This is a genomic window from Sulfitobacter sp. 1A12779 (assembly GCF_043557315.1).
In the GTDB taxonomy this organism is placed as follows: Bacteria; Pseudomonadota; Alphaproteobacteria; order Rhodobacterales; family Rhodobacteraceae; genus Sulfitobacter; species Sulfitobacter faviae.
This window is the reverse complement of record NZ_JBIFFU010000012.1, coordinates 1-18,535: the sequence shown is the minus strand read 5'-3', so window position 1 is coordinate 18,535 and position 18,535 is coordinate 1. Positions and strand designations below refer to the sequence as shown.

Genomic DNA, 18,535 nt, shown 5'->3' with positions numbered 1-18,535 from the left:
CGCCATGAACAAGTTACTGACCTTTGCGATGGCGGCCTTTGCGTCATTGCTGCCGGGCCTTGCCGCCGCGCAAGAGGCTGCGGGCATCGACCAACGTATCAACCAGATCTTTGCCGATTACACCGGTTGGTATGTGTCCTTCATCTTTGCCCCGCTGCCGGGGACGAATTTCTCTTGGATCGCGCTTTGGCTGGTCGTGGGGGCGGTGGTCTTCACCGTCTATTTCGGGGCCATCCAGCTCAAAGGGTTCTGGCATTCGATCCAGCTTGTGAAGGGGGATTACTCCGATCCCGACGACGCGGGCGAGGTGAGCCACTTTCAGGCGCTGGCGACGGCGCTGTCGGGCACCGTGGGTCTGGGCAACATCGCGGGCGTCGCGGTGGCGGTCAGCATCGGCGGGCCGGGGGCGACCTTTTGGATGGTGATCGCGGGCCTGTTCGGCATGGCGACCAAGTTCACCGAATGTACGCTTGGTGTGAAATACCGCAATGAATTCCCCGACGGCCATGTCTCGGGCGGGCCGATGTATTACATCGTCAAAGGCTTCTCCGAGCGGGGCCTGCCGCTGGGGGGCTTCATGGCGGTGCTTTTTTCGATCTTCACCATCCTCGGCGCGCTTGGCGGCGGCAATATGTTCCAAGCCAACCAAGCCCATGCCCAGCTTGCAGGTGTCTTGGGTGACTATCCGGGCTGGATCACCGGGGTTGTTCTTGCGGGCGTGACCTTCGCGGTGATCGCGGGCGGTTTGAAATCCATCGCGCGGGTGACTGAAAAGATCGTGCCTTTCATGGGCATCTTCTATGTGCTGGTCTCGATCCTGATCCTGATCATCAACTGGGATATGATCGGCTGGGCCTTTGGCCAGATCTTCATGGGCGCCTTCACCGGCCTTGGCGTGGTCGGCGGCTTTACCGGCGCGCTGATCCAAGGCTTCCGCCGCGCGGCCTTCTCCAACGAGGCGGGCATCGGTTCGGCCGCCATCGCCCACTCTGCGGTGCGCACCAAGGAGCCGGTGACCGAAGGCTATGTCGCGCTTTTGGAGCCCTTCATCGACACGGTGGTGATCTGCACCATGACCGCGCTGGTCATCGTGATCAGCGGCGTGCTCAACCAAGACCCGGAAACCGGTCTCTACATCTGGAACGCCGAGGCGGGCCGGATCGCGACAGAAGGCGACGTGAGTGGCGTGGCCCTGACCTCGGCGGCCTATGCGCGGGCCTTCTCGTGGTTCCCGATCCTGCTGATGGTGGCGGTTGTGCTCTTTGCCTTCTCGACCATGATTAGCTGGTCCTACTACGGGCTCAAGGCATGGACCTATCTCTTTGGCGAGGGGGCGGCGAAGGAGTTGACCTTTAAGGTGATCTTCTGCCTCTTCATCGTGATCGGCGCGGCGGCGAGCCTTGGGCCGGTGATCGACTTCAGTGATGCGATGCTCTTCTCCATGGCGATCGTGAACATCATCGCCCTCTACTTCCTGATGCCGATCGTGAAGCGTGAGTTGAACAGCTATGTCGCGCGGCTGCGTTCGGGCGAGATCGTGAAGCACAAGTAAGGGCTTCGCATTGACAAAGGGCTGCAATGCCCCTCCTTTGGCCCCTGATTTCGGATCGGGGGCTATTTTCTTGCGCAATACCATGCCATTCGCCACCAAAGGGCAGGTCGTGGGCCTGTTGGGCGGGTCCTTTGACCCGGCGCATGAGGGCCATGCGCATATCACGCGCGAGGCGTTGAAACGGTTCGGGCTGGATCGGGTCTGGTGGCTGCTGAGCCCCGGCAACCCGTTGAAAGAGCATGGCCCGGCGCCCATGGCGCAACGCATGGCGCGGGCGCGGACGGTAATGGATCACCCCAGGGTCGAGATCACGGGGATCGAGGCGCAGCTTGGCACGCGCTACACCGCTCAGACGCTGGCGGCGCTGCGGCGGCACTATCCCGGCGTGCGGTTCGTCTGGCTGATGGGGGCCGACAACCTTGCGCAGTTCCACCTCTGGCAAGACTGGCGGCAGATCATGGAGACGGTGCCGGTGGGCGTGCTGGCGCGGCCCGGGCAGCGTATCTCGGCCCGGATGAGCCGGGCGGCGGCGCTTTATGCGCCCTACCGGATCGCAGGGCGGAACAGCCAGTTGCTGGGCCGGGCCACGGCGCCGGCGTGGTGTTTCGTGAATGTGCCGATGGTCGATGTCTCTTCCACCGCATTGCGCGCGGCGGGGGGCTGGCGTTCAGCGTAGCCGGGCCGAGGTGATGCCCGCGGTGATGATCACCGCAAGCCCCGCCCAAGTCAGCGCATCGGGCAGGGTGCTGAACAGGAACAACCCCAGCAGCACCGCCGCGATCAGTTGGAAATAGACCAGCGGCGCCAGCCGCGTGGCAGGCTCCCGGCGGTAGGCATAGAGCAGCAGCAGATTGCCCAGCATCGAAAACAGCGCGCTCGCGGTGGCCAGCCCCGCGACGGGCAGGGTTGCTGCGGGTAGGTTCATCAGACCCAGAGGCAGCAGCATCACCGCGCTCATCGCCAGTTGGGTAAAGGTCAGCGCAAGGGGCGGGGCGAGGTCAGACAGCCAGCGCGACATCGTGAGAAAGACGCCGTAGAACAGCCCCGCCGCCACGGCAAAGAGCAGCCCCGGCCCGCCCGTGCCACCGCCCAGCCCCGGGCGCACCACCAGCAGCACGCCGCAAAAACCCAGCAGGATCAACGCGCTGCGCAGCAGGCTGATGCGCTCGCGCAGAAAGATCGCGGCCAGCAGGTAGCTGATCATCGGCCCGATAAAGAAGGCGGCAAAGACATTGGCAATCGCCTCGGTCCTGAGCGCGGTTTGAATGCAGGTGATCCCCAAGGCCAAGGTACCCGCCCGCAGCCAGAGCCGCCAATCGCGCATCAGCCCCCATGTGCCACGGGGCAGGAACGGCAGCACCATCAGCGCCCCGATGGCAAAGCGCGACCATGCCACGAAGACCGGCGCGACCCCCATGCCAGAGGTCAGGATTTTACCCGCGCTGTCCCCTGCGGGGATCAGTGACATGGCGATGAACATGATCGGAATAGCGCGTTGCATGACGTTGGGTTAGCAGGTCGGCGGTTTTGTGCAACCGCGAAAGCTCCACCCTCGTCAGACCGGTTGTGGCCGAACGCCGCTTGGGGTTTATATCAAGCCCATGAGCCAGAGTTTTTCACGACGTTTCACGCGCCGCATTTTCCTTGGGACGGCTGCCGCTGCACTAACGGCGGCCTCTGCTTGGGCCGAGCCGCCGACCACTTCGTTGCGCCCCGTGGGGCGCGATGCCGACCTGTATAAACAGGCCATTCCCAATGTGTCCGAGATTATCGCCGAAAGCGGGATCACCGGCACGGTGGCCTTTGCCGTGGTCGATGTCGACACCGGCATCTGGCTGGAGGCGTCCAACGCCACCGATGGCATCCCGCCCGCTAGCAGCATCAAGGCGATCACCGCGCTCTATGCGCTGGATCAACTGGGGCCGGACCATGTGTTCGAGACGCGCCTTTTGGCGACCGGCGGTGTCGTCGATGGTGAGGTGCAGGGCGATCTGATCCTCGTGGGCGGAGGGGATCCGACCCTCGACAGTGACAATCTGGGGCAGATGGCCGAAGACCTGAAAGAGGCGGGCATCATCGGCGTGAAGGGCGGTTTCAAGGTCTATGAGGGCGCGCTGCCCGCGACCTTTGCGATTGACCCCGAACAGCCCGACCATGTCGGCTACAACCCCGGCGTCTCTGGCATCGCGCTGAACTACAACCGCGTGCATTTCGAGTGGAAGCGCAGCGGCGACGGCTATGACGTGACGATGGAGGGCCGCGCGGCGCGCTATGCCCCCGCCGTGCGGGTAGCCACGATGGAAGTCGTGGATCGCAGTGGGCCGGTTTATACCTACGAGAACCGGCCTGAGCGCGATGTTTGGACGGTCGCGGAGGGGGCCTTGGGCTCGGGCGGGGCGCGTTGGCTGCCGATCCGGCGGCCCGGTGTCTATGCGGGCGACATCTTTGCCACCATCGCCCGGAGCCATGGCATCAAACTGGGCGATGCGGATCTGATCGACACGCTGCCAGAGGGCGAGACCCTCGTCACCCACCGCAGCACCAAGCTACGGCCCATCCTCAAGGACATGCTGAAATACTCCACCAACCTCACCGCCGAGATGGTCGGCATGGCTGCCAGCGCCAAACGGTTGGGTGCGGTGCCGAGCCTGCGGGCCTCTGCCGCCGAGATGAACAAATGGGCGATTGAGGAACTGGGCATGGAAAACCCGGCGATGATTGACCATTCGGGGCTTGGCGATGACAGCAAGATGACCGTGCATGACATGGCCGGGGGGCTGGCGCGCATTCATGGCACGGGGCTGCGGCCAATCCTGAAACCGGTCTATCTGCGCGATGATCGGGGCCGCCCCGAGCGCGACAATCCGATTGAGATCGATGCGAAGACCGGCACGCTGAACTTCGTCTCGGCGCTGGCCGGGTTCTTGACCACGCCCGAGGACCGGGTGCTGGCCTTTACGATCCTGACCGCGAATATCGAGGAACGGGCCAAGATCAGCCGGGCCGAGCGAGAGCGTCCTCCGGGGGCGCGGGCTTGGAACGCGCGGGCCAAACGTGTGCAACGCGGGCTGTTGGAGCGGTGGGGCCTGTTGTATAACGTCGCCGTGAAGCCCGAGCCGGAGGGCGAAGCCGCGCCCGACACGCCAGCGGCGCCCGACCCTGATGCCGAAACCGAGGTCGGGGCCGAGCCGGAAGTCGCGCTGGAAGAGTCCTAACCCGCGCTCAGGTCAGGTGCCGCGCCCGCGCGCCGCGTTCGATCGCGGCGGCGTGGAGCCGGTCGATGTTAAGCTCATAACGGATTTCTTCGAGCAGCCGCAGCTCGGCCTCGTCCAGCGTGCCATCCGCGGCGGCCACGTCGCAGGCCAGCGCATAGGCCGTTTCATGCAAACGCTCCGGCAGGGCCTCGCGGATCAGGCCAAAGAGGGCATCCAACCCGTCCTCCTGTTCGAACAGGTCAAAGACCGTTTTGCCAATCGTCGAGACGCGATCATTGTCATAGCCCGAGAAGACCGGCAGCAGGTTCAGCGCGGATTCGATTTTGACCAGTTCGGCGGTGCGGATGTCCTCATCCGAGGCCGAGACCGCGATCATCAGCGCGACAAGGCTGTCTTGGGCGCTGAGCGAGAGGGAAGATGTGTCGGGCATCGCGGTATCCTTTGCACAGGTATGTTGCGGTGCAGAATATTGACCCTCAAGGAGTGAAGCAATAGGAACGGGCGACCCCGTGCGCATTGGGCGCAGGGACGCCAAAAGATGGATGATCTGACATGTCCGAGACCCGAGACGCGGCACTTAGCAGCAAAGCATGGCCCTTTGAAGAAGCGCGCCGGGTGCTCAAACGTTATGCCAAGAAGCCGCCCGAGAAGGGCTATGTGCTGTTCGAGACGGGCTATGGCCCCTCGGGCCTGCCGCATATTGGCACCTTCGGCGAAGTGCTGCGCACCACGATGATCAAGCGCGCCTTTGAAGAGATCAGCGACATCCCGACCAAGCTGGTGTGTTTTTCGGACGACCTCGACGGCATGCGCAAGGTGCCGGGCAACGTGCCGCAGCGGGAGATGCTGGAAGAGCATATGCACAAGCCGCTGACCTCCGTGCCAGACCCTTTCGGCACGCATGAGAGTTTTGGTCATCACAACAACGCCATGCTGCGCCGGTTCCTCGACACCTTCGGCTTCGAGTACGAATTCTATTCCGCGCGCGAATTCTACCGCTCGGGCCAGTTCGACGAAGTGCTGCTGCGCGCTTGCGAGAAGTATGACGAGATCATGGCGGTGATGCTGAAATCGCTACGTGAAGAGCGCGCGCAGACCTATTCAATCTTCCTGCCGATCCACCCCGAAACGGGCCGTGTGATGTATGTGCCGATGAAGGAGGTCAACGCCAAGGACGGCACGATCACCTTCGACGACGAGGACGGAAACGAGATGACCCTGCCGGTCACCGGTGGCAATGTGAAACTGCAGTGGAAGCCGGACTTCGGCGCCCGCTGGGCCGCGCTCGACGTTGACTTCGAGATGTACGGCAAGGAACACGCCACCAACACGGCGATCTACGACCGCATCTGCGAGATCCTCGGCGGCAAGAAGCCCGAGCATTTCAGCTATGAGCTGTTCCTCGACGAGAACGGGCAGAAGATTTCCAAGTCCTCGGGCAACGGCATTTCGATCGACCAGTGGTTGACCTATGCCAGCACCGAAAGCCTGTCGTATTTCATGTTCCTCAAGCCCAAGACGGCCAAGCGCATGTATTTCGACGTGATCCCCAAGGCGGTCGATGAATACCACCAGCAGCTGCGCGCCTATGAGACGCAGGACGTGAAAGCGCAGCTTAACAATCCCGTCTGGCACATCCACGGCGGCGACGTGCCGAAGTCGGACATGGTGGTGCCTTTCTCGATGCTCTTGAACCTCGCCTCCGTGTCGAGCGCCGAGGACAAGTCGCAGCTTTGGGGCTTCATCCAGCGCTACGCGCCCGAGGCCACGCCCGAGACCAACCCCGGCATGGATGCGGCGGCGGGCCACGCGGTGCGCTATTTCAATGACTTCGTGAAACCCACGAAGGTGTTCCGCGCGCCCACCGATCTGGAGCGCGAGGCGTTGGAAGACCTGCGCGACCGGCTCAAGGTCTGGGACGGCGGGCTGGATGCCGAGGCGCTGCAAAGCATGGTCTTTGCCGTCGGCAAGGAGCGTTTCGACCCGCTGCGCGACTGGTTCAAGGCGCTGTACCAAGTGCTGCTGGGCGCCGATCAGGGGCCGCGGTTTGGCGGCTTCATCGCGCTTTATGGCGTGGTAGAGACCGTCGCGCTGATCGACGACGCGCTTGCGGGCAAGCTGACCGGCGCGTGAAACTTTTGCCTCTGCCCTTGCGTGACTTAGATCATTCAGCAAGGGCAAGGGGGAAAGGCAATGCGCAAAGGGATGTTCACGTTTTTCGGAGGGCTGGTGCTATCGGCCCTCCTGAGCTTTGGCGCGATGGCGCAGCAGGCCGAGATCGAAGAGACGATCAACCGCCAGTTCGACGCTTTTCGCGCGAATGATTTCGCCGCCGCATTAGAATTCGCCACGCCGAATTTGCGGCGCTTTTTCCAAACCCCTGAGAATTTCCGCAGCATGGTGAGCAATGGCTACCCGATGGTGCAGAACCCGGCGGAGGTGCGGTTCCTCGACCGGCGCGCGGATGGGGCGCGTTTTTATCAGGTGGTGCAGGTGGTTGATCCTCAAGGGTTCACGCATCTGCTGGGCTATCTGATGGAGCGGACGGAGGCGGGCTGGCGCATCGGCGCGGTGCAAATCCTCGACGCGCCGGGGGCCAATGTCTGACCATTGTTGCGCCGCCCCCGCGCGGCGGGGCAAATGCGGGTTAATACATCGTTGATACTTCCCTGACCTCGCGGTTCGGCCCTCGCCGAGCCTGAGCAGTTGAGCGGCGCGCCCCGGTGGGAGGTGCGGACCGGGGAAAGGAAAAGCGATGAACAAGGCGATTACCGATGGCGTGGTGTTGATGCCCACCCCCTTTGCGGCGGGGCTGGATGTCTGGTCGAGCGGCGATGGCACGCCGGGGTCGTACACCTATGAGCACGCGGCCAATGCCGCCTTTGTTCCCGCGGATCAGGACTTTGGCGGGGCGTTGGAACTGCTGAAGACGCAGGCCACGCAGCGGCTGCGCTACATGGGGCAGACCCCGCTGCTGCCGGGCTGCTATCTGCGGGTCACGGCGCGGGTGAAGGCGGTGAGTGGCAACCTGCCGACGGTGCGGATCGCGGGCTATCCGGCGCAGGCTGGCGGGGGCCGGGTGAGCGGCGTGACGGAGGCCGGGCCGGCGGTCACGCTGACGGCCTATGGCGAGGTGGTCGAGGTCAGCGCGATCATCGGCAGCGGCGACCGCGGCGGGGTCGATATGGTCTGGGGCACCGGGGCCGTCTATGGGCATTTCGGGCTGGACCTGACCGGGCCGACGGGCGGCGTGGTTCGGATCGACGATATCGTGATCGAGGATGTCACCTCGGTCTTTCTGCGGGACATGTTGGCGCAGGTCGATGTGCGCGACTTTGGTGCCGTGGGCAACGGGGTGAGCGACGACACCGTCGCCTTCGAGGCGGCAAATGCCGCGGCGGCGGGGCGCACGGTGCTGGTGCCCGCGGGGAACTACCTGCTCAACGGGGATGTGACCTTTGACACGCCGGTCAAATTCGAGGGCCATGTGACCATGCCGGTGGGGGCGGTGCTGCTGCTGCGCCGCAATTTCGACCTGCCCAGCTATATCGAAGCCTTCGAGAATGAAGAGACTGCTTTTCTGAAAGCCTTTCAGGCGCTCTTGAACAACGCGGATCACGACTCGCTCGATATGGGGGGGCGCAAGGTGAATGTGACCGGGCCGCTCGACATGCAGGCGGCGGTGCCGGACAAGACCAGCTATGCCACCCGTCGGGTGATCCGCAACGGCCAGCTTGAGGCCGCGTCGAGCAGCGCTTGGGACACGGTGGTGGTGACGTCGCAGGCGCGCTACGCGGCCTCGGACGCGCGCAAGCTGACCAATGTGACCAATATCGCCAATGTGCCGGTGGGCGCGCTGGTCGAAGGGGCCGGGGTGGGGCGCGAGATCTATGTGCGGTCCAAGAATGTTGCCACGCAGGAGATCACGCTCAACGCGCCGCTTTACGATGCGGAGGGGACGCAGAATTTCACTTTCCGCAAGTTCCAATACATGGTGGATTTCAGCGGCTTCGCCTCGCTGTCGAAATTCGTGCTCGATGATATCGAGTTCCAGTGCAACAACCGCTGCAGCGCGATCAACCTCGCGCCTCGGGGCTGATCTTTCACCTGCGCGACTGTTTCGTCAGCCGCCCGAAAGACCGCGGCGTCACCTCTATCGGCGGGGGCTGTCAGGGCATGTTGATTGACCGCTGCCAGTTCCTGTCGGCGGAGGATGCGCTGACGGTGCCGAACCGGACCTCCATCGCGCTTAACACCAACGCCAACGACGTGAAGCTGCGCGACTGCCGTGCCACCAAGTTCCGTCATTTCGCGCTACTGGCGGGGGGCAACAGCATCGTGACGGGCAATCACTTTTTTCAGGGGGATGCGGTCGACAACGGTGTGCGCTCGGCGGGGCTGATCCTTGCTTCGGCCCATACCAGCGCGGTGGTGACCGGGAATTACGTCGACAATTGCTTTATCGAATGGACGAATGAGCAGGACCCGACCCCGGCCTTCACCACGGGCTATTCGTTCAGCGCGCTCAGCATCAGCGACAATATCTTTCTGTCCGGGGAGGTGGCCCCGTGGTTCAGCTATATCGTGGTAAAACCGCATGGTGCGGGGCATTTCCTGAGCGGGGTGACCATCACCGGCAACCGGTTCCGCAGTCTTAACGGCAGCATCGACCGGGCCGAGCGGGTGGATACGACCTTTGCCGATCTTAACCTGTCGCGATGCAAGAACGTGGTGATGAAGGGCAATTCCTTCCATGCGGTGACCACGCAGGTCGAGAATATGGCCGAGATCGAGTTCACCCAGTCTACCCCGTCAGAGACTTGGGTGATCGATACCGCCGGGCATTTGCCGTTCGAGGGGCAAGCGCTCAACAGCGATGCGGTGGTGGCCCATGGGGCGATCCGCAACGGCAACAACGTGGCGCAGTTCGACATGCCTTATGTGAAACACGCCGAAGGGCCGGACCGGGATCAGTTGCATGTAGTCTGGCCGACGCCGGTGAAGGGCAAGGTCTCTGTCATGGTGCGGATGGACAACCGCTGATAATGGCGCTGCGCTGAGCTATGAAGCGGCCCTGCCGGAGATCGGCGGGGCCATTTGTCTTAGAACTCCCGCCAGAGGCTGAGGGTGAGGGCCGAATTTTCCGGCGCGTCGAAGGGGATTTCGCTGCCCAATTGCAGGCGGTATTTCGTGAAGCTGGGCGACAGAACGATGGAGGGGGCGAATTTGGCATAGGTCTCACCCCCGGTGTAGGTCAGAAAGACCTGCGCCATTCCGGTGGTCACGGGGGTGAAGTCGAGGCCCACGGTGCTGTCGATCTTGATGACCTCTTGCGAAAAGCCGAACTCCCACCTTGCGGAGGCATCGACGGTCAGCCAGCCATTCCGTTCGCCTAAGGTAAAGCCGCGGCCCCAAGACAGCCCGGCCCTAAGGTGGGGGGATATGAAGTCCCCCGACCAGCTTGCCCCGGCGCCAATGTCATAGGCCCAGCGGCCCGTCTCGCTCGGCTCTCCCAAGGGGAAGCGCAGGAAGACGGTGGCATGGCCGCTTTGCAGGCCAAAACGGCTTTGTGCGGTGTTGAGGTCGAAGCCGAGGGTGAGCCGCTCGCGCAGCCCGTATTCGATATAGGTGCTTTGGGAGAGGTCGTAGAAGTAAGTCACCGAGAAGGAGCTTGAGATAAAGGTCGTGCCTTCCTCGCGCAGCCACGGCCCGGCGTGGGCGGCGGTAGGGCTCAACTGGCAGGCCAGCAGGGTAAGGCATAGGGCAGATCGCATGGCAGGCTCCTGCTGCGATCTTGGTTAATGGCGGTTAACAAATCGTTGCTAGCCGGGAAGGTGAAAACCCGGCGCCGAGGGCACCGGGTTTCGCAGTTGCAATGTCAGGGTCGCCCGACGTGGGCTCAGACGTGGGCCTTGTTGCCGCGGGGGCCTGCGATGAGCCAGACGATGAAGCCCAGCACCGGCAGGATGATGATGCCCAAGACCCAAGCGATCTTGGCCGCGCCCGAGGCGTTGGAGGTGACGACCTGATAGATGGCGTAGATGTCGGCGATGAGGATGATGAGCCCTAAAAGTCCATATTCCATTGTTTGATCCCTCTCGAATGCGTGCGTGTCTATTGAGTGATCAACTCAAGGGCGCGCGCAATTGTTCCCGGACCACGCCGCGCCGGGGCTAAGCCGATCCCCGCCAGTCTGCCCGTATTGCGGGAACCGGCGCCGCCTGCCTTGGGTTTTGTTGGTACAGCAATCATGAGAGGAACAAGCCATGACTGACACGACAGCACCCGCATCGCTGGTTTCTTCGGACAACGTGAACGGCACCGCCGTTTTCGGCGCAGATGGAACCGAAATCGGCCATATCGACCACCTGATGATCGACAAGAAATCCGGCAAGGTCGCCTATGCCGTGATGGGCTTTGGCGGCTTTCTGGGGCTCGGGGAAGAGCATTATCCGGTGCCGTGGAACGCGCTGAACTATGACCCCTCGCGCGATGGTTTCATGACCAACATCGACGAGGCAACGGTCAAAGGCGCGCCGGAACGGACCGAGCAGTGGCACAGCGACCGCGCGTGGCAAGAGCGGACGTTCGATCACTACGGCGTGCCTTATTACTGGATTTGATAGGCGCTCGGAGTGGTTAGGGGAGGCGATGACGCCTCCCTTTCGCTGCGGCGATAGTCTGCGCAGCCCATTGTTTTCGCGCAGCGGATCGGGTCTGATGAGAGTGCGGCTGGTTTGGCCGTGATTGGAAAGGAACCTCGATGCGCCGGATGATTGCCCTCGGCCTGCTGCTGACCCTTGGGGCATGCGGCGTGCCATTCGTACCCTTCATTTGATTTAGGAGAACCCTTCGATGGAAGCCTTTTTTGATACACTTGGCGCGGTGGCGCTGATCGCGCTCGTGGTGGTCGGGCTTGCCGCCGGGGCCATTGCCGGGGCCGTGGCGGGCCGGAATCGTATTCTTTACCTTGTTTTAGGGGTCGTCGGCGCCGTGGCGCTGCCCTTCATCCTTGCCGCGCTGGGCGTGACGGTGGTGGCCGCGGGGGGCTTGCTTTTGCTGCTGGTCGTCGCTGCGATCGGTGCTGCGCTGGTGTTGGCCTTGGTGGCGGCGCTGCGACGGTAGCTGCGGCGGTTTGGTGCTGGATTGTGTAAGGGCCACCCCGAGTAGGGCGGCCCTTTTTCTTTAGCGTTTACGGCGTTTTACATTGCCGCCGCGCATTCCGCCGCGGCCAGATGTGCTGCGGCCCGAGGCTTGTTGCGCGGCATCGACGGCGCGGTCGACCGCCTGTTGACGCGCCATCGGATCATCGGCGACGGCAAGGTCCACGGCCTCCAGCCGTTTGACCTCGTCACGCAGGCGTGCGGCCTCTTCGAACTCTAGGTTCTCGGCTGCCTTGCGCATATCGGCGCGCAGCCCGTCGAGCACGGCTTGCAGGTTGCCGCCCGCCATCGGCTTGTCGACCTTGGCGGTGACGCGGTTCATGTCCACGTCGCCCTTGTAGAGCCCGGCGAGGATGTCTTCGACGTTCTTCTTCACCGTGGCGGGGGTGATGCCGTGTTCCTCGTTATAGGCGATCTGCTTGGCGCGGCGGCGCTCGGTCTCGCCCATTGCGCGCTCCATCGAGCCGGTGATGCGGTCGGCATACATGATCACCCGGCCTTCGGCGTTCCGCGCGGCGCGGCCGATGGTCTGGATGAGTGAGGTTTCCGAGCGCAAGAAACCCTCCTTGTCGGCATCGAGGATGGCCACCAACCCGCATTCGGGAATGTCGAGCCCCTCGCGCAAAAGGTTGATCCCGATCAGCACGTCGAAGGCGCCGAGGCGCAGGTCGCGCAGGATCTCGATCCGCTCGATCGTGTCGATGTCGGAGTGCATGTAGCGCACGCGGATGCCCTGTTCGTGCATGTATTCGGTGAGGTCTTCGGCCATGCGCTTGGTCAGCACGGTGCAAAGCGTGCGGTAACCGTCGGCGGCCACTTTGCGCACCTCATCAAGCAGATCGTCGACCTGCATCTCCACGGGCCTGATCTCGACCTTGGGGTCCAAAAGGCCGGTGGGGCGGATGACCTGTTCTGTGAAGACACCGCCCGATTGCTCGATCTCCCATGCCGCCGGGGTGGCGGAGACAAAGACCGATTGCGGGCGCATGGCGTCCCATTCCTCGAACTTGAGCGGTCGGTTGTCCATGCAGGACGGCAGGCGGAAGCCGTGTTCGGCCAGCGTGAACTTGCGCCGGTAGTCGCCCTTGTACATGCCGCCGATCTGCGGCACCGAGACGTGGCTTTCATCGGCGAAGACGATGGCATTGTCGGGGATGAACTCGAAGAGGGTGGGGGGCGGCTCGCCCGGGGCGCGCCCCGTCAGATAGCGCGAGTAGTTCTCGATCCCGTTGCAGACGCCGGTGGCCTCCAGCATCTCGATATCGAAATTGGTGCGCTGCTCCAGCCGCTGCGCCTCCAGCAGCTTGCCGTCGGCGACAAGCTGGTCGAGCCGGGTGCGCAGCTCCTTCTTTATACCCTGAATGGCCTGCTGCATCGTCGGCTTCGGCGTCACATAGTGGCTGTTGGCGTAGACGCGGATCTGGTCGAAGGTATCGGTCTTCTCACCGGTGAGCGGGTCGAACTCGGTGATGCTTTCCAATTCCTCGCCAAAGAACGACAGCCGCCAGGCGCGGTCGTCGAGGTGCGCGGGGAAGATCTCCAGACTGTCGCCGCGTACGCGGAAAGAGCCGCGCTGGAAGGCCGCGTCGTTGCGCTTGTACTGCTGGGCCACCAGATCGGCGATGACCTTGCGCTGGTCGTACATGCTGCCCGCTTTCAGGTCTTGGGTCATCGCGCCATAGGTCTCGACGCTACCGATGCCGTAGATGCAGGAGACCGAGGCCACGATTATCACGTCGTCACGCTCCAAAAGCGCGCGGGTGGCGGAGTGGCGCATCCGGTCGATCTGCTCGTTGATCTGGCTCTCTTTCTCGATGAAGGTGTCGGAGCGCGCGACATAGGCCTCGGGCTGGTAGTAGTCGTAGTAGGAGACGAAATATTCCACGGCGTTGTCGGGGAAGAAGCCCTTGAACTCGCCGTAAAGCTGCGCCGCCAGCGTCTTGTTGGGCGCGAGGATGATGGCGGGGCGCTGCGTCTCTTCGATGACCTTGGCCATGGTGAAGGTCTTGCCCGTCCCGGTGGCGCCCAGAAGCACCTGATCGCGCTCGCCCGAGTTCACCCCTTCGGTCAGTTCCTTGATCGCCGTGGGCTGGTCGCCCGCCGGGTCGAATTCGGTGACCAGTTTGAACTTATGGCCGCCCTCCAGCTTGGGGCGGTTGCGCACGTCTGGTGCGGGGTTTGCCAGCATCGGCATCCCCTCGGTCTTGTCGGAATGGGCATAGGGCATCGCGGGTATCCTTCGTCAAGCTTCCCATAGGTGCCCTCTTTCACGCGGGGTTCAAGGGGCAGGGGGCCGCGAAGGGCGCTTTTGCCGCTACTTCATCAGCCGTTTGCGATTCTGTCGCACCTTGCGGGCCAGAGGGGCGAGCGAGGCGTCCATGATCTGATCGGGGCGTTTGCCCAGCATCATGGCCTGCGTCCCGGCGGTGAAGGCTTTGACCATGGCCGGGCCTTTCTCGGCCACCATGCGGTTGTTCTCACCGGGGCGGGCGGGCAGCGCGCCTGCCATGCCCAAGAGGCGCAGCGACATCACGATCTGGGTTTCCACCGCGAGGGCGGCGATCTGGCTCTGCAGGGCGAAGAGGGCGAAGGGGGTCATATGGAACACTCCAATGGGGTGGTCTTGATGTAGTCTCTGCACCGCAGCATGGTAGGGTTTATTTGCGCGGGGCTGCATTCCCTTGCCCCTTGGCACGGAATATTAGATAAAGCCCGAGGTTATTGAAGCGAGAGTCCCGAAATGCGCGCACGTATCTACCAACCCGCCCGTACAGCGATGTCCTCCGGCACGGCAAAAACCCGTGTCTGGCTGCTTGAGTTTTCGCCCGCGGAAGCGCGCAGGGTCGATCCGCTGATGGGCTGGACATCTTCCGATGATACGCAAAGCCAAGTGCGCTTGCAGTTCGACACCCGCGAAGCCGCCGAAGAATACGCCCGCGATCATGGCATCGACGCGCAGGTGCAACTGCCCAACAAGCGCAAGCCCAACGTCCGCCCCGGCGGCTATGGCGAGAATTTCGCGACCGGCCGCCGTGGGGCGTGGACGCACTGAGGGTGTTGTAAATCGGGATAGAGTTATCTCGGAATCGGGGCATAGATTTCGCGGACCTCTCCCTTTTTCAAGATGCTGAGCGTCCTGAGCGCAGTTGCGCTATATGTAGTAGCTCGGTAATGGTGCGGACTTCTTGTCGTTCTAAGGCTGCATGACCTGCTCGATCTGAGGTTATTCTTAATTAGACTCAGGGTTTGGGTGGAGTAGTGTCGGTGTTTTTACGGGCGTAGTTATGCCAAAACCCGTGAATTCGCCTGCCAAAGGTCGGGACTTGTGTTGCCAAGAGTCCGTTAAGGATTGAAATCACTGGGTTTCTTGAGAACGCGTATCCAAGCCTGTTTGGTGCGAAAATGCTGCCGTGACAGTCCTGCTGGCAGGTCTCCCCTGAGTTCTCCGACATGAGCAAAAGTTCGGCCCGCTTCCCTTCCGGGAGGCGGGCCGATTTTCGTTGTCAGTTTCTGTTTTATGACGCCCATAGCCTCGCTGCCCGCGTGACAACGTGGGTTCTTTTCCTACAGTATTTCCGATCCACGGTGTTGGTAGTCGGAACTCCGGGTCATCTATTCCCCAAGGCGGCGCATGTTGGGTAATTTTGACGCGCTACATGAGAGCGTTTCGCGCCTGAGGCAGATGGAGACAGGACATGGTTTCCAGAGAACTGATCGGAAGGCGTAAGTTGGCGGTGTGCCGAACCCGACAGGAAAAAGGGCGGCTTTCGCCGTCCTTTTCCGAGGTGCCTGCGATTTCCTATGGGGGTCGCCAGCGTCGCAACGCACTCTGAATACGCGCGTAGGCCTGGATCGCTTCATGCTTTGAGTGATGCCCAAAACACGAGGGGCATCGATAGCTATCTCCGCTCGGCTCCTGGATCGAATACCCCAAAGCCAGAAATGCTTCCACGGCGATCGGAGTCATCGACAAGGATTGTGAGGCCATTCCAGTGACCGAAAGGCTAACGATTTTGCGGCCCCGTTGGGTGTACAGCCGATCAACCAGAAGGCGCGCCTTTGATACGGTAAACTTTTGGTTCAGCCAGAGCGTGATATCGCAAATATCTTGCTCTGGGCCAAACGTGTCAGGGTAATCCCTCAGACGCTTTTCCTTGATGATCTGCAAAACGCAGCGCAGATCATCGGGCATGGCGAAACTTCCTGTGGATTTCGCTGATCCGAGCGCCATGCCACCGCGCCATGTCGGATGCAGCGAAGTTGCGATCCAACCCAATGCGGTCGAGCGAGGATGGCGACTGATCCGCAAGGAAGCGGGTGATGTCGTGCACCGCGTCTTCGACAGCATCCGCGTCCGGGAAAGGATGGCTGAAGGCGCTATGCAGACGGCACAGCGCTTCGAAACCCGCCGGATCGTCGAGCGCGTCGAGCAGATCGCACAGACTGGCGCCATTTCGGCGCAGATGTTTTTGGGTCGCGGCGACCGCATCAAAGCGGGCTTGGCCGATATTCGTAGTGTTGGTCTTGAGCATGTCTGTCTCCCTTGCATGCGTGAACGGTGCTGGCGTGCCTATTCATCGGCGTCATCATCGCTGCGTTCGGGAGATCTCTGGCGGCATGTGCCTTTCAGTTGGTTTCGGTGGCTGGTGCTGGTGCTGGTGAAGAGAACATTGGTCGTTCTTTTGAGAGACGAAGAAATCTGCCGTGCAGGGCATTTTATTGTTCATGGTGCCGCATAGAAGATGCTCCTGTCCGCTCGGGCATCCTGCGCTGCGGCTCCAAAAAAGTTTCACCGGCCGCGCGCATTACGCGGCCGGTTTTGCATGTCAGGCGGCTTTCTGCAGCGGGAGGTAGAGCGCCTGTTTTTCCCACTTCCCATCCAGATCGCTGATGGCGATCAAGAGATCATAAAGCCGGTCCGTGAGCAGGCAGAGGTTTTCGACTTCCTGGCTGGCTGGATAAAGGAAGGCCCTGGTCGAAAAATCGGGTTCGTTAGCCTCAATGACAGGGTCCAGAGAAAGGAGGCGATGGAGATCGACCAACCTGCGCCGCATGGTGCGATCAAGACGGGGTGCCTCGCGCAGCATCGACATTAGGCGCAGAACGCGGGCTGTTCCAGCCTCGTCGGCGATCAGGCCCGCGGCATTACACAGGGCGGTTCCGTGCTCGGTGAAAAATGTACGGACGATGGCAATCTGGGGTTCTGTGGATAGGGTCTTCGTGGGGAGCGTGCGCAGCATGATAATCCTCCTATTTATTGCGCGTCTGCCGTTCGTGGCAGCATCAAGGCTGTCCGTGGCCCAAGAGAATGAGTCTGCGTTATGACCGGTTCGCTTCTGCTTCTTGAAATGGAGATTGGTCAATCATCCGCAGCACGAAGAAAAAACTTCGTTCTTTCTGAAATTCCGCCGCCGAAGGTCTCGAACCATACCATCCCGGTTTAAGCTGACGACGTGCAGCGAGGCTGGCCGGTCCCCAGGGCGCAGGAGGTCCAGAGAAGTCCCGAGGACGGTATGTTGAAGTTTTTCAGGTTTCGGTCAAAAAAGGCTCCCGTCTAACCGCAACCATGCCATTTCCTCTGTATGACAGACGGGCATGGAGATGCCATCGATGACCGCACGGTGAGCGAAGAGAAAGGAGAAGGCACAAATTCCAGATGATCTGGACGTTCAAAAACTCACATCTCTGCGGAAGCAGCGCGTTGCTGGGATTTGATCATTCCCCAGGGATGTTGGCATTCACTTGAGTAGAAGCCTTAACGTGCATCCGAGACGCCATCCCCTTTTCGTCTGTCAAAGAAGGCTGATCTTGGCGGCCTTCGAATTCCCGGCCACTGACGGGAGACGACCACGCGCGCGGTGGCGCTCGTTCTAACTGCGGCGGAAAACAAATTACTTTGACAGAGCAAGCTTTGAACTCCAACTTACCATGACCGAGCGGCCTGGGTTGCCGATGCGGACACGCTGGCGCGTGTGCCGCTGCGGTCGCAGGTTGCTTGCCGGGTTGCCTCGCGGCACCCGCATGCTTCTGGATCAAGCGGCCAATGGAGCGCTTGTGCTACGTGCATTTTCGGCCAGCGTGACTGATTGAAGTTACGTTGGAATTAACTGATTTATTACTTGTCCCAAAAACGTGGTGTGCTCCCTCTCGAGAGTGTAGCCCCCCAAAAAGAAAATAGGGGAAATGTGCGATTAAAACGCGCCTGCATGACATCGAACGGTAGGTGTAAGCCCTCGCCTGTTGAGCTCACCGTATCCCGCATGACTGCCAAGGATGAAAGTCACGAGGTCAAACGGCCCTTACCAGCCGTTCGCATGGCATCGCGCCGCTGCAGTGCAGCTTCCAGGAAGCGGACATCTAAAAAATATGTTCTGCATATGAGCTACTCCCCATCTCTTGGACAGGATCTGGCGTAAATTAAGCTACTCGTTGCACCTGCTGATCGGGTTGGTTGATATCATTTCTTTGCCAGTAGACCAGCGCCGGAGGCTGGCCGCCCAGGGCTGAATGCGGGCGCTGGTGGTTGTAGAAGCTCATCCATTTCCGGATGGCTGCCTTCGTCTCTGATCCTGTCTCCCAAGCATGCAGGTAAACGCACTCGTATT

18 protein-coding genes and 1 pseudogene are annotated in these 18,535 nt (G+C 61.7%); 9 read left to right on the top strand and 10 right to left on the bottom strand.

Annotated features, from left to right (window positions below; genetic code table 11):
• The first annotated feature begins 4 nt into the window (after positions 1-4).
• Complete coding sequence (locus ACGYLQ_RS14195) at positions 5-1,552, top strand: alanine/glycine:cation symporter family protein (protein WP_394413727.1); 1,548 nt, start codon at positions 5-7, stop codon at positions 1,550-1,552.
• A gap of 82 nt (positions 1,553-1,634) precedes the next feature.
• Positions 1,635-2,228, top strand: a complete 594-nt coding sequence (locus tag ACGYLQ_RS14190; protein WP_394443578.1) for a nicotinate-nucleotide adenylyltransferase — start codon at positions 1,635-1,637, stop codon at positions 2,226-2,228.
• Here the strand turns inward: ACGYLQ_RS14190 and ACGYLQ_RS14185 are convergent.
• Positions 2,220-3,053: a DMT family transporter gene (locus ACGYLQ_RS14185; protein WP_394443525.1), complete on the bottom strand. Its 834-nt coding sequence runs from the start codon at positions 3,051-3,053 to the stop codon at positions 2,220-2,222. The two genes, ACGYLQ_RS14190 and ACGYLQ_RS14185, sit on opposite strands and share 9 nt — an antisense overlap.
• Positions 3,054-3,153: 100 nt before the next feature.
• Between ACGYLQ_RS14185 and dacB the strand changes: the two genes are divergently transcribed.
• The gene (gene dacB, locus ACGYLQ_RS14180; RefSeq protein WP_394443524.1) at positions 3,154-4,767 is read left to right on the top strand and encodes a D-alanyl-D-alanine carboxypeptidase/D-alanyl-D-alanine-endopeptidase; all 1,614 of its coding nucleotides are present in this window, start codon (positions 3,154-3,156) and stop codon (positions 4,765-4,767) included.
• A gap of 7 nt (positions 4,768-4,774) precedes the next feature.
• Here the strand turns inward: dacB and ACGYLQ_RS14175 are convergent, their stop codons facing one another.
• The gene (locus tag ACGYLQ_RS14175) at positions 4,775-5,197 is read right to left on the bottom strand and encodes a tellurite resistance TerB family protein (RefSeq protein ID WP_067268129.1); all 423 of its coding nucleotides are present in this window, start codon (positions 5,195-5,197) and stop codon (positions 4,775-4,777) included.
• A gap of 122 nt (positions 5,198-5,319) precedes the next feature.
• On the opposite strand from ACGYLQ_RS14175, the gene ACGYLQ_RS14170 reads away from it, so the two are divergent.
• The 3 genes and pseudogenes from ACGYLQ_RS14170 to ACGYLQ_RS14160 all read left to right on the top strand — a co-directional run bounded on the left by ACGYLQ_RS14170 (position 5,320) and on the right by ACGYLQ_RS14160 (position 9,810).
• A complete protein-coding gene (locus tag ACGYLQ_RS14170) occupies positions 5,320-6,900 on the top strand; it encodes a lysine--tRNA ligase (protein WP_394443523.1) in 1,581 nt (526 codons plus the stop codon).
• 60 nt (positions 6,901-6,960) lie between these two features.
• Positions 6,961-7,374, top strand: coding sequence for a DUF4864 domain-containing protein (locus tag ACGYLQ_RS14165; protein ID WP_394443522.1), 414 nt, complete (start codon positions 6,961-6,963; stop codon positions 7,372-7,374).
• Positions 7,375-7,522: 148 nt separating this feature from the next.
• A pseudogene (locus tag ACGYLQ_RS14160) lies at positions 7,523-9,810 on the top strand (glycosyl hydrolase family 28-related protein).
• A 59-nt stretch (positions 9,811-9,869) separates the two neighbouring features.
• Here ACGYLQ_RS14160 and ACGYLQ_RS14155 read toward each other — a convergent pair.
• Entirely contained in the window at positions 9,870-10,541 is a 672-nt protein-coding gene (locus tag ACGYLQ_RS14155; RefSeq protein ID WP_394443521.1) for a hypothetical protein, read from the bottom strand.
• Between the two features lie 125 nt (positions 10,542-10,666).
• Positions 10,667-10,852 (bottom strand): PLDc N-terminal domain-containing protein, encoded by a 186-nt coding sequence (locus tag ACGYLQ_RS14150; RefSeq protein ID WP_394412483.1) that lies wholly within the window; start codon positions 10,850-10,852, stop codon positions 10,667-10,669.
• Between the two features lie 181 nt (positions 10,853-11,033).
• Between ACGYLQ_RS14150 and ACGYLQ_RS14145 the strand changes: the two genes are divergently transcribed.
• Together ACGYLQ_RS14145 and ACGYLQ_RS14140 are read left to right on the top strand one after the other, a co-directional pair.
• Positions 11,034-11,390, top strand: coding sequence for a PRC-barrel domain-containing protein (locus ACGYLQ_RS14145; protein ID WP_067268120.1), 357 nt, complete (start codon positions 11,034-11,036; stop codon positions 11,388-11,390).
• A 232-nt stretch (positions 11,391-11,622) separates the two neighbouring features.
• Positions 11,623-11,892 carry a GlsB/YeaQ/YmgE family stress response membrane protein gene (locus ACGYLQ_RS14140; RefSeq protein WP_394443520.1) on the top strand — a complete coding sequence of 90 codons (270 nt, stop codon included), beginning with the start codon at positions 11,623-11,625 and terminating at the stop codon, positions 11,890-11,892.
• Positions 11,893-11,952: 60 nt separating this feature from the next.
• On the opposite strand, the gene uvrB is transcribed toward ACGYLQ_RS14140, so the two are convergent.
• Entirely contained in the window at positions 11,953-14,157 is a 2,205-nt protein-coding gene (uvrB, locus tag ACGYLQ_RS14135) for an excinuclease ABC subunit UvrB (RefSeq protein ID WP_271688990.1), read from the bottom strand.
• Between the two features lie 87 nt (positions 14,158-14,244).
• The gene (locus ACGYLQ_RS14130) at positions 14,245-14,529 is read right to left on the bottom strand and encodes an antifreeze protein (protein WP_209217058.1); all 285 of its coding nucleotides are present in this window, start codon (positions 14,527-14,529) and stop codon (positions 14,245-14,247) included.
• A gap of 141 nt (positions 14,530-14,670) precedes the next feature.
• Between ACGYLQ_RS14130 and ACGYLQ_RS14125 the strand changes: the two genes are divergently transcribed.
• Positions 14,671-14,982 (top strand): ETC complex I subunit, encoded by a 312-nt coding sequence (locus ACGYLQ_RS14125; RefSeq protein ID WP_067268114.1) that lies wholly within the window; start codon positions 14,671-14,673, stop codon positions 14,980-14,982.
• A gap of 747 nt (positions 14,983-15,729) precedes the next feature.
• Here ACGYLQ_RS14125 and ACGYLQ_RS14120 read toward each other — a convergent pair.
• The 4 genes from ACGYLQ_RS14120 to ACGYLQ_RS14105 form a co-directional block, all read right to left on the bottom strand.
• Positions 15,730-16,122: a hypothetical protein gene (locus ACGYLQ_RS14120; RefSeq protein WP_394443519.1), complete on the bottom strand. Its 393-nt coding sequence runs from the start codon at positions 16,120-16,122 to the stop codon at positions 15,730-15,732.
• The gene (locus tag ACGYLQ_RS14115) at positions 16,112-16,462 is read right to left on the bottom strand and encodes a hypothetical protein (RefSeq protein WP_394443518.1); all 351 of its coding nucleotides are present in this window, start codon (positions 16,460-16,462) and stop codon (positions 16,112-16,114) included. The genes ACGYLQ_RS14120 and ACGYLQ_RS14115 overlap by 11 nt, the downstream gene beginning before the upstream one ends.
• Before the next feature lie 294 nt (positions 16,463-16,756).
• Complete coding sequence (locus tag ACGYLQ_RS14110) at positions 16,757-17,170, bottom strand: hypothetical protein (protein ID WP_394443517.1); 414 nt, start codon at positions 17,168-17,170, stop codon at positions 16,757-16,759.
• A gap of 1,177 nt (positions 17,171-18,347) precedes the next feature.
• Positions 18,348-18,535 (bottom strand): integrase core domain-containing protein (locus ACGYLQ_RS14105; protein ID WP_394443516.1); only part of this gene is annotated, 188 nt, incomplete at its 5' end.

Coding starts and splice junctions, on each gene's coding strand:
- ACGYLQ_RS14195 (WP_394413727.1), top strand. CDS start 5: ATGAACAAGTTACTGACCTTTGCGATGGCGGCCTTTGCGTCATTGCTG.
- ACGYLQ_RS14190 (WP_394443578.1), top strand. CDS start 1,635: ATGCCATTCGCCACCAAAGGGCAGGTCGTGGGCCTGTTGGGCGGGTCC.
- ACGYLQ_RS14185 (WP_394443525.1), bottom strand. CDS start 3,053: ATGCAACGCGCTATTCCGATCATGTTCATCGCCATGTCACTGATCCCC.
- dacB (WP_394443524.1), top strand. CDS start 3,154: ATGAGCCAGAGTTTTTCACGACGTTTCACGCGCCGCATTTTCCTTGGG.
- ACGYLQ_RS14175 (WP_067268129.1), bottom strand. CDS start 5,197: ATGCCCGACACATCTTCCCTCTCGCTCAGCGCCCAAGACAGCCTTGTC.
- ACGYLQ_RS14170 (WP_394443523.1), top strand. CDS start 5,320: ATGTCCGAGACCCGAGACGCGGCACTTAGCAGCAAAGCATGGCCCTTT.
- ACGYLQ_RS14165 (WP_394443522.1), top strand. CDS start 6,961: ATGCGCAAAGGGATGTTCACGTTTTTCGGAGGGCTGGTGCTATCGGCC.
- ACGYLQ_RS14155 (WP_394443521.1), bottom strand. CDS start 10,541: ATGCGATCTGCCCTATGCCTTACCCTGCTGGCCTGCCAGTTGAGCCCT.
- ACGYLQ_RS14150 (WP_394412483.1), bottom strand. CDS start 10,852: ATGGAATATGGACTTTTAGGGCTCATCATCCTCATCGCCGACATCTAC.
- ACGYLQ_RS14145 (WP_067268120.1), top strand. CDS start 11,034: ATGACTGACACGACAGCACCCGCATCGCTGGTTTCTTCGGACAACGTG.
- ACGYLQ_RS14140 (WP_394443520.1), top strand. CDS start 11,623: ATGGAAGCCTTTTTTGATACACTTGGCGCGGTGGCGCTGATCGCGCTC.
- uvrB (WP_271688990.1), bottom strand. CDS start 14,157: ATGCCCTATGCCCATTCCGACAAGACCGAGGGGATGCCGATGCTGGCA.
- ACGYLQ_RS14130 (WP_209217058.1), bottom strand. CDS start 14,529: ATGACCCCCTTCGCCCTCTTCGCCCTGCAGAGCCAGATCGCCGCCCTC.
- ACGYLQ_RS14125 (WP_067268114.1), top strand. CDS start 14,671: ATGCGCGCACGTATCTACCAACCCGCCCGTACAGCGATGTCCTCCGGC.
- ACGYLQ_RS14120 (WP_394443519.1), bottom strand. CDS start 16,122: ATGCCCGATGATCTGCGCTGCGTTTTGCAGATCATCAAGGAAAAGCGT.
- ACGYLQ_RS14115 (WP_394443518.1), bottom strand. CDS start 16,462: ATGCTCAAGACCAACACTACGAATATCGGCCAAGCCCGCTTTGATGCG.
- ACGYLQ_RS14110 (WP_394443517.1), bottom strand. CDS start 17,170: ATGCTGCGCACGCTCCCCACGAAGACCCTATCCACAGAACCCCAGATT.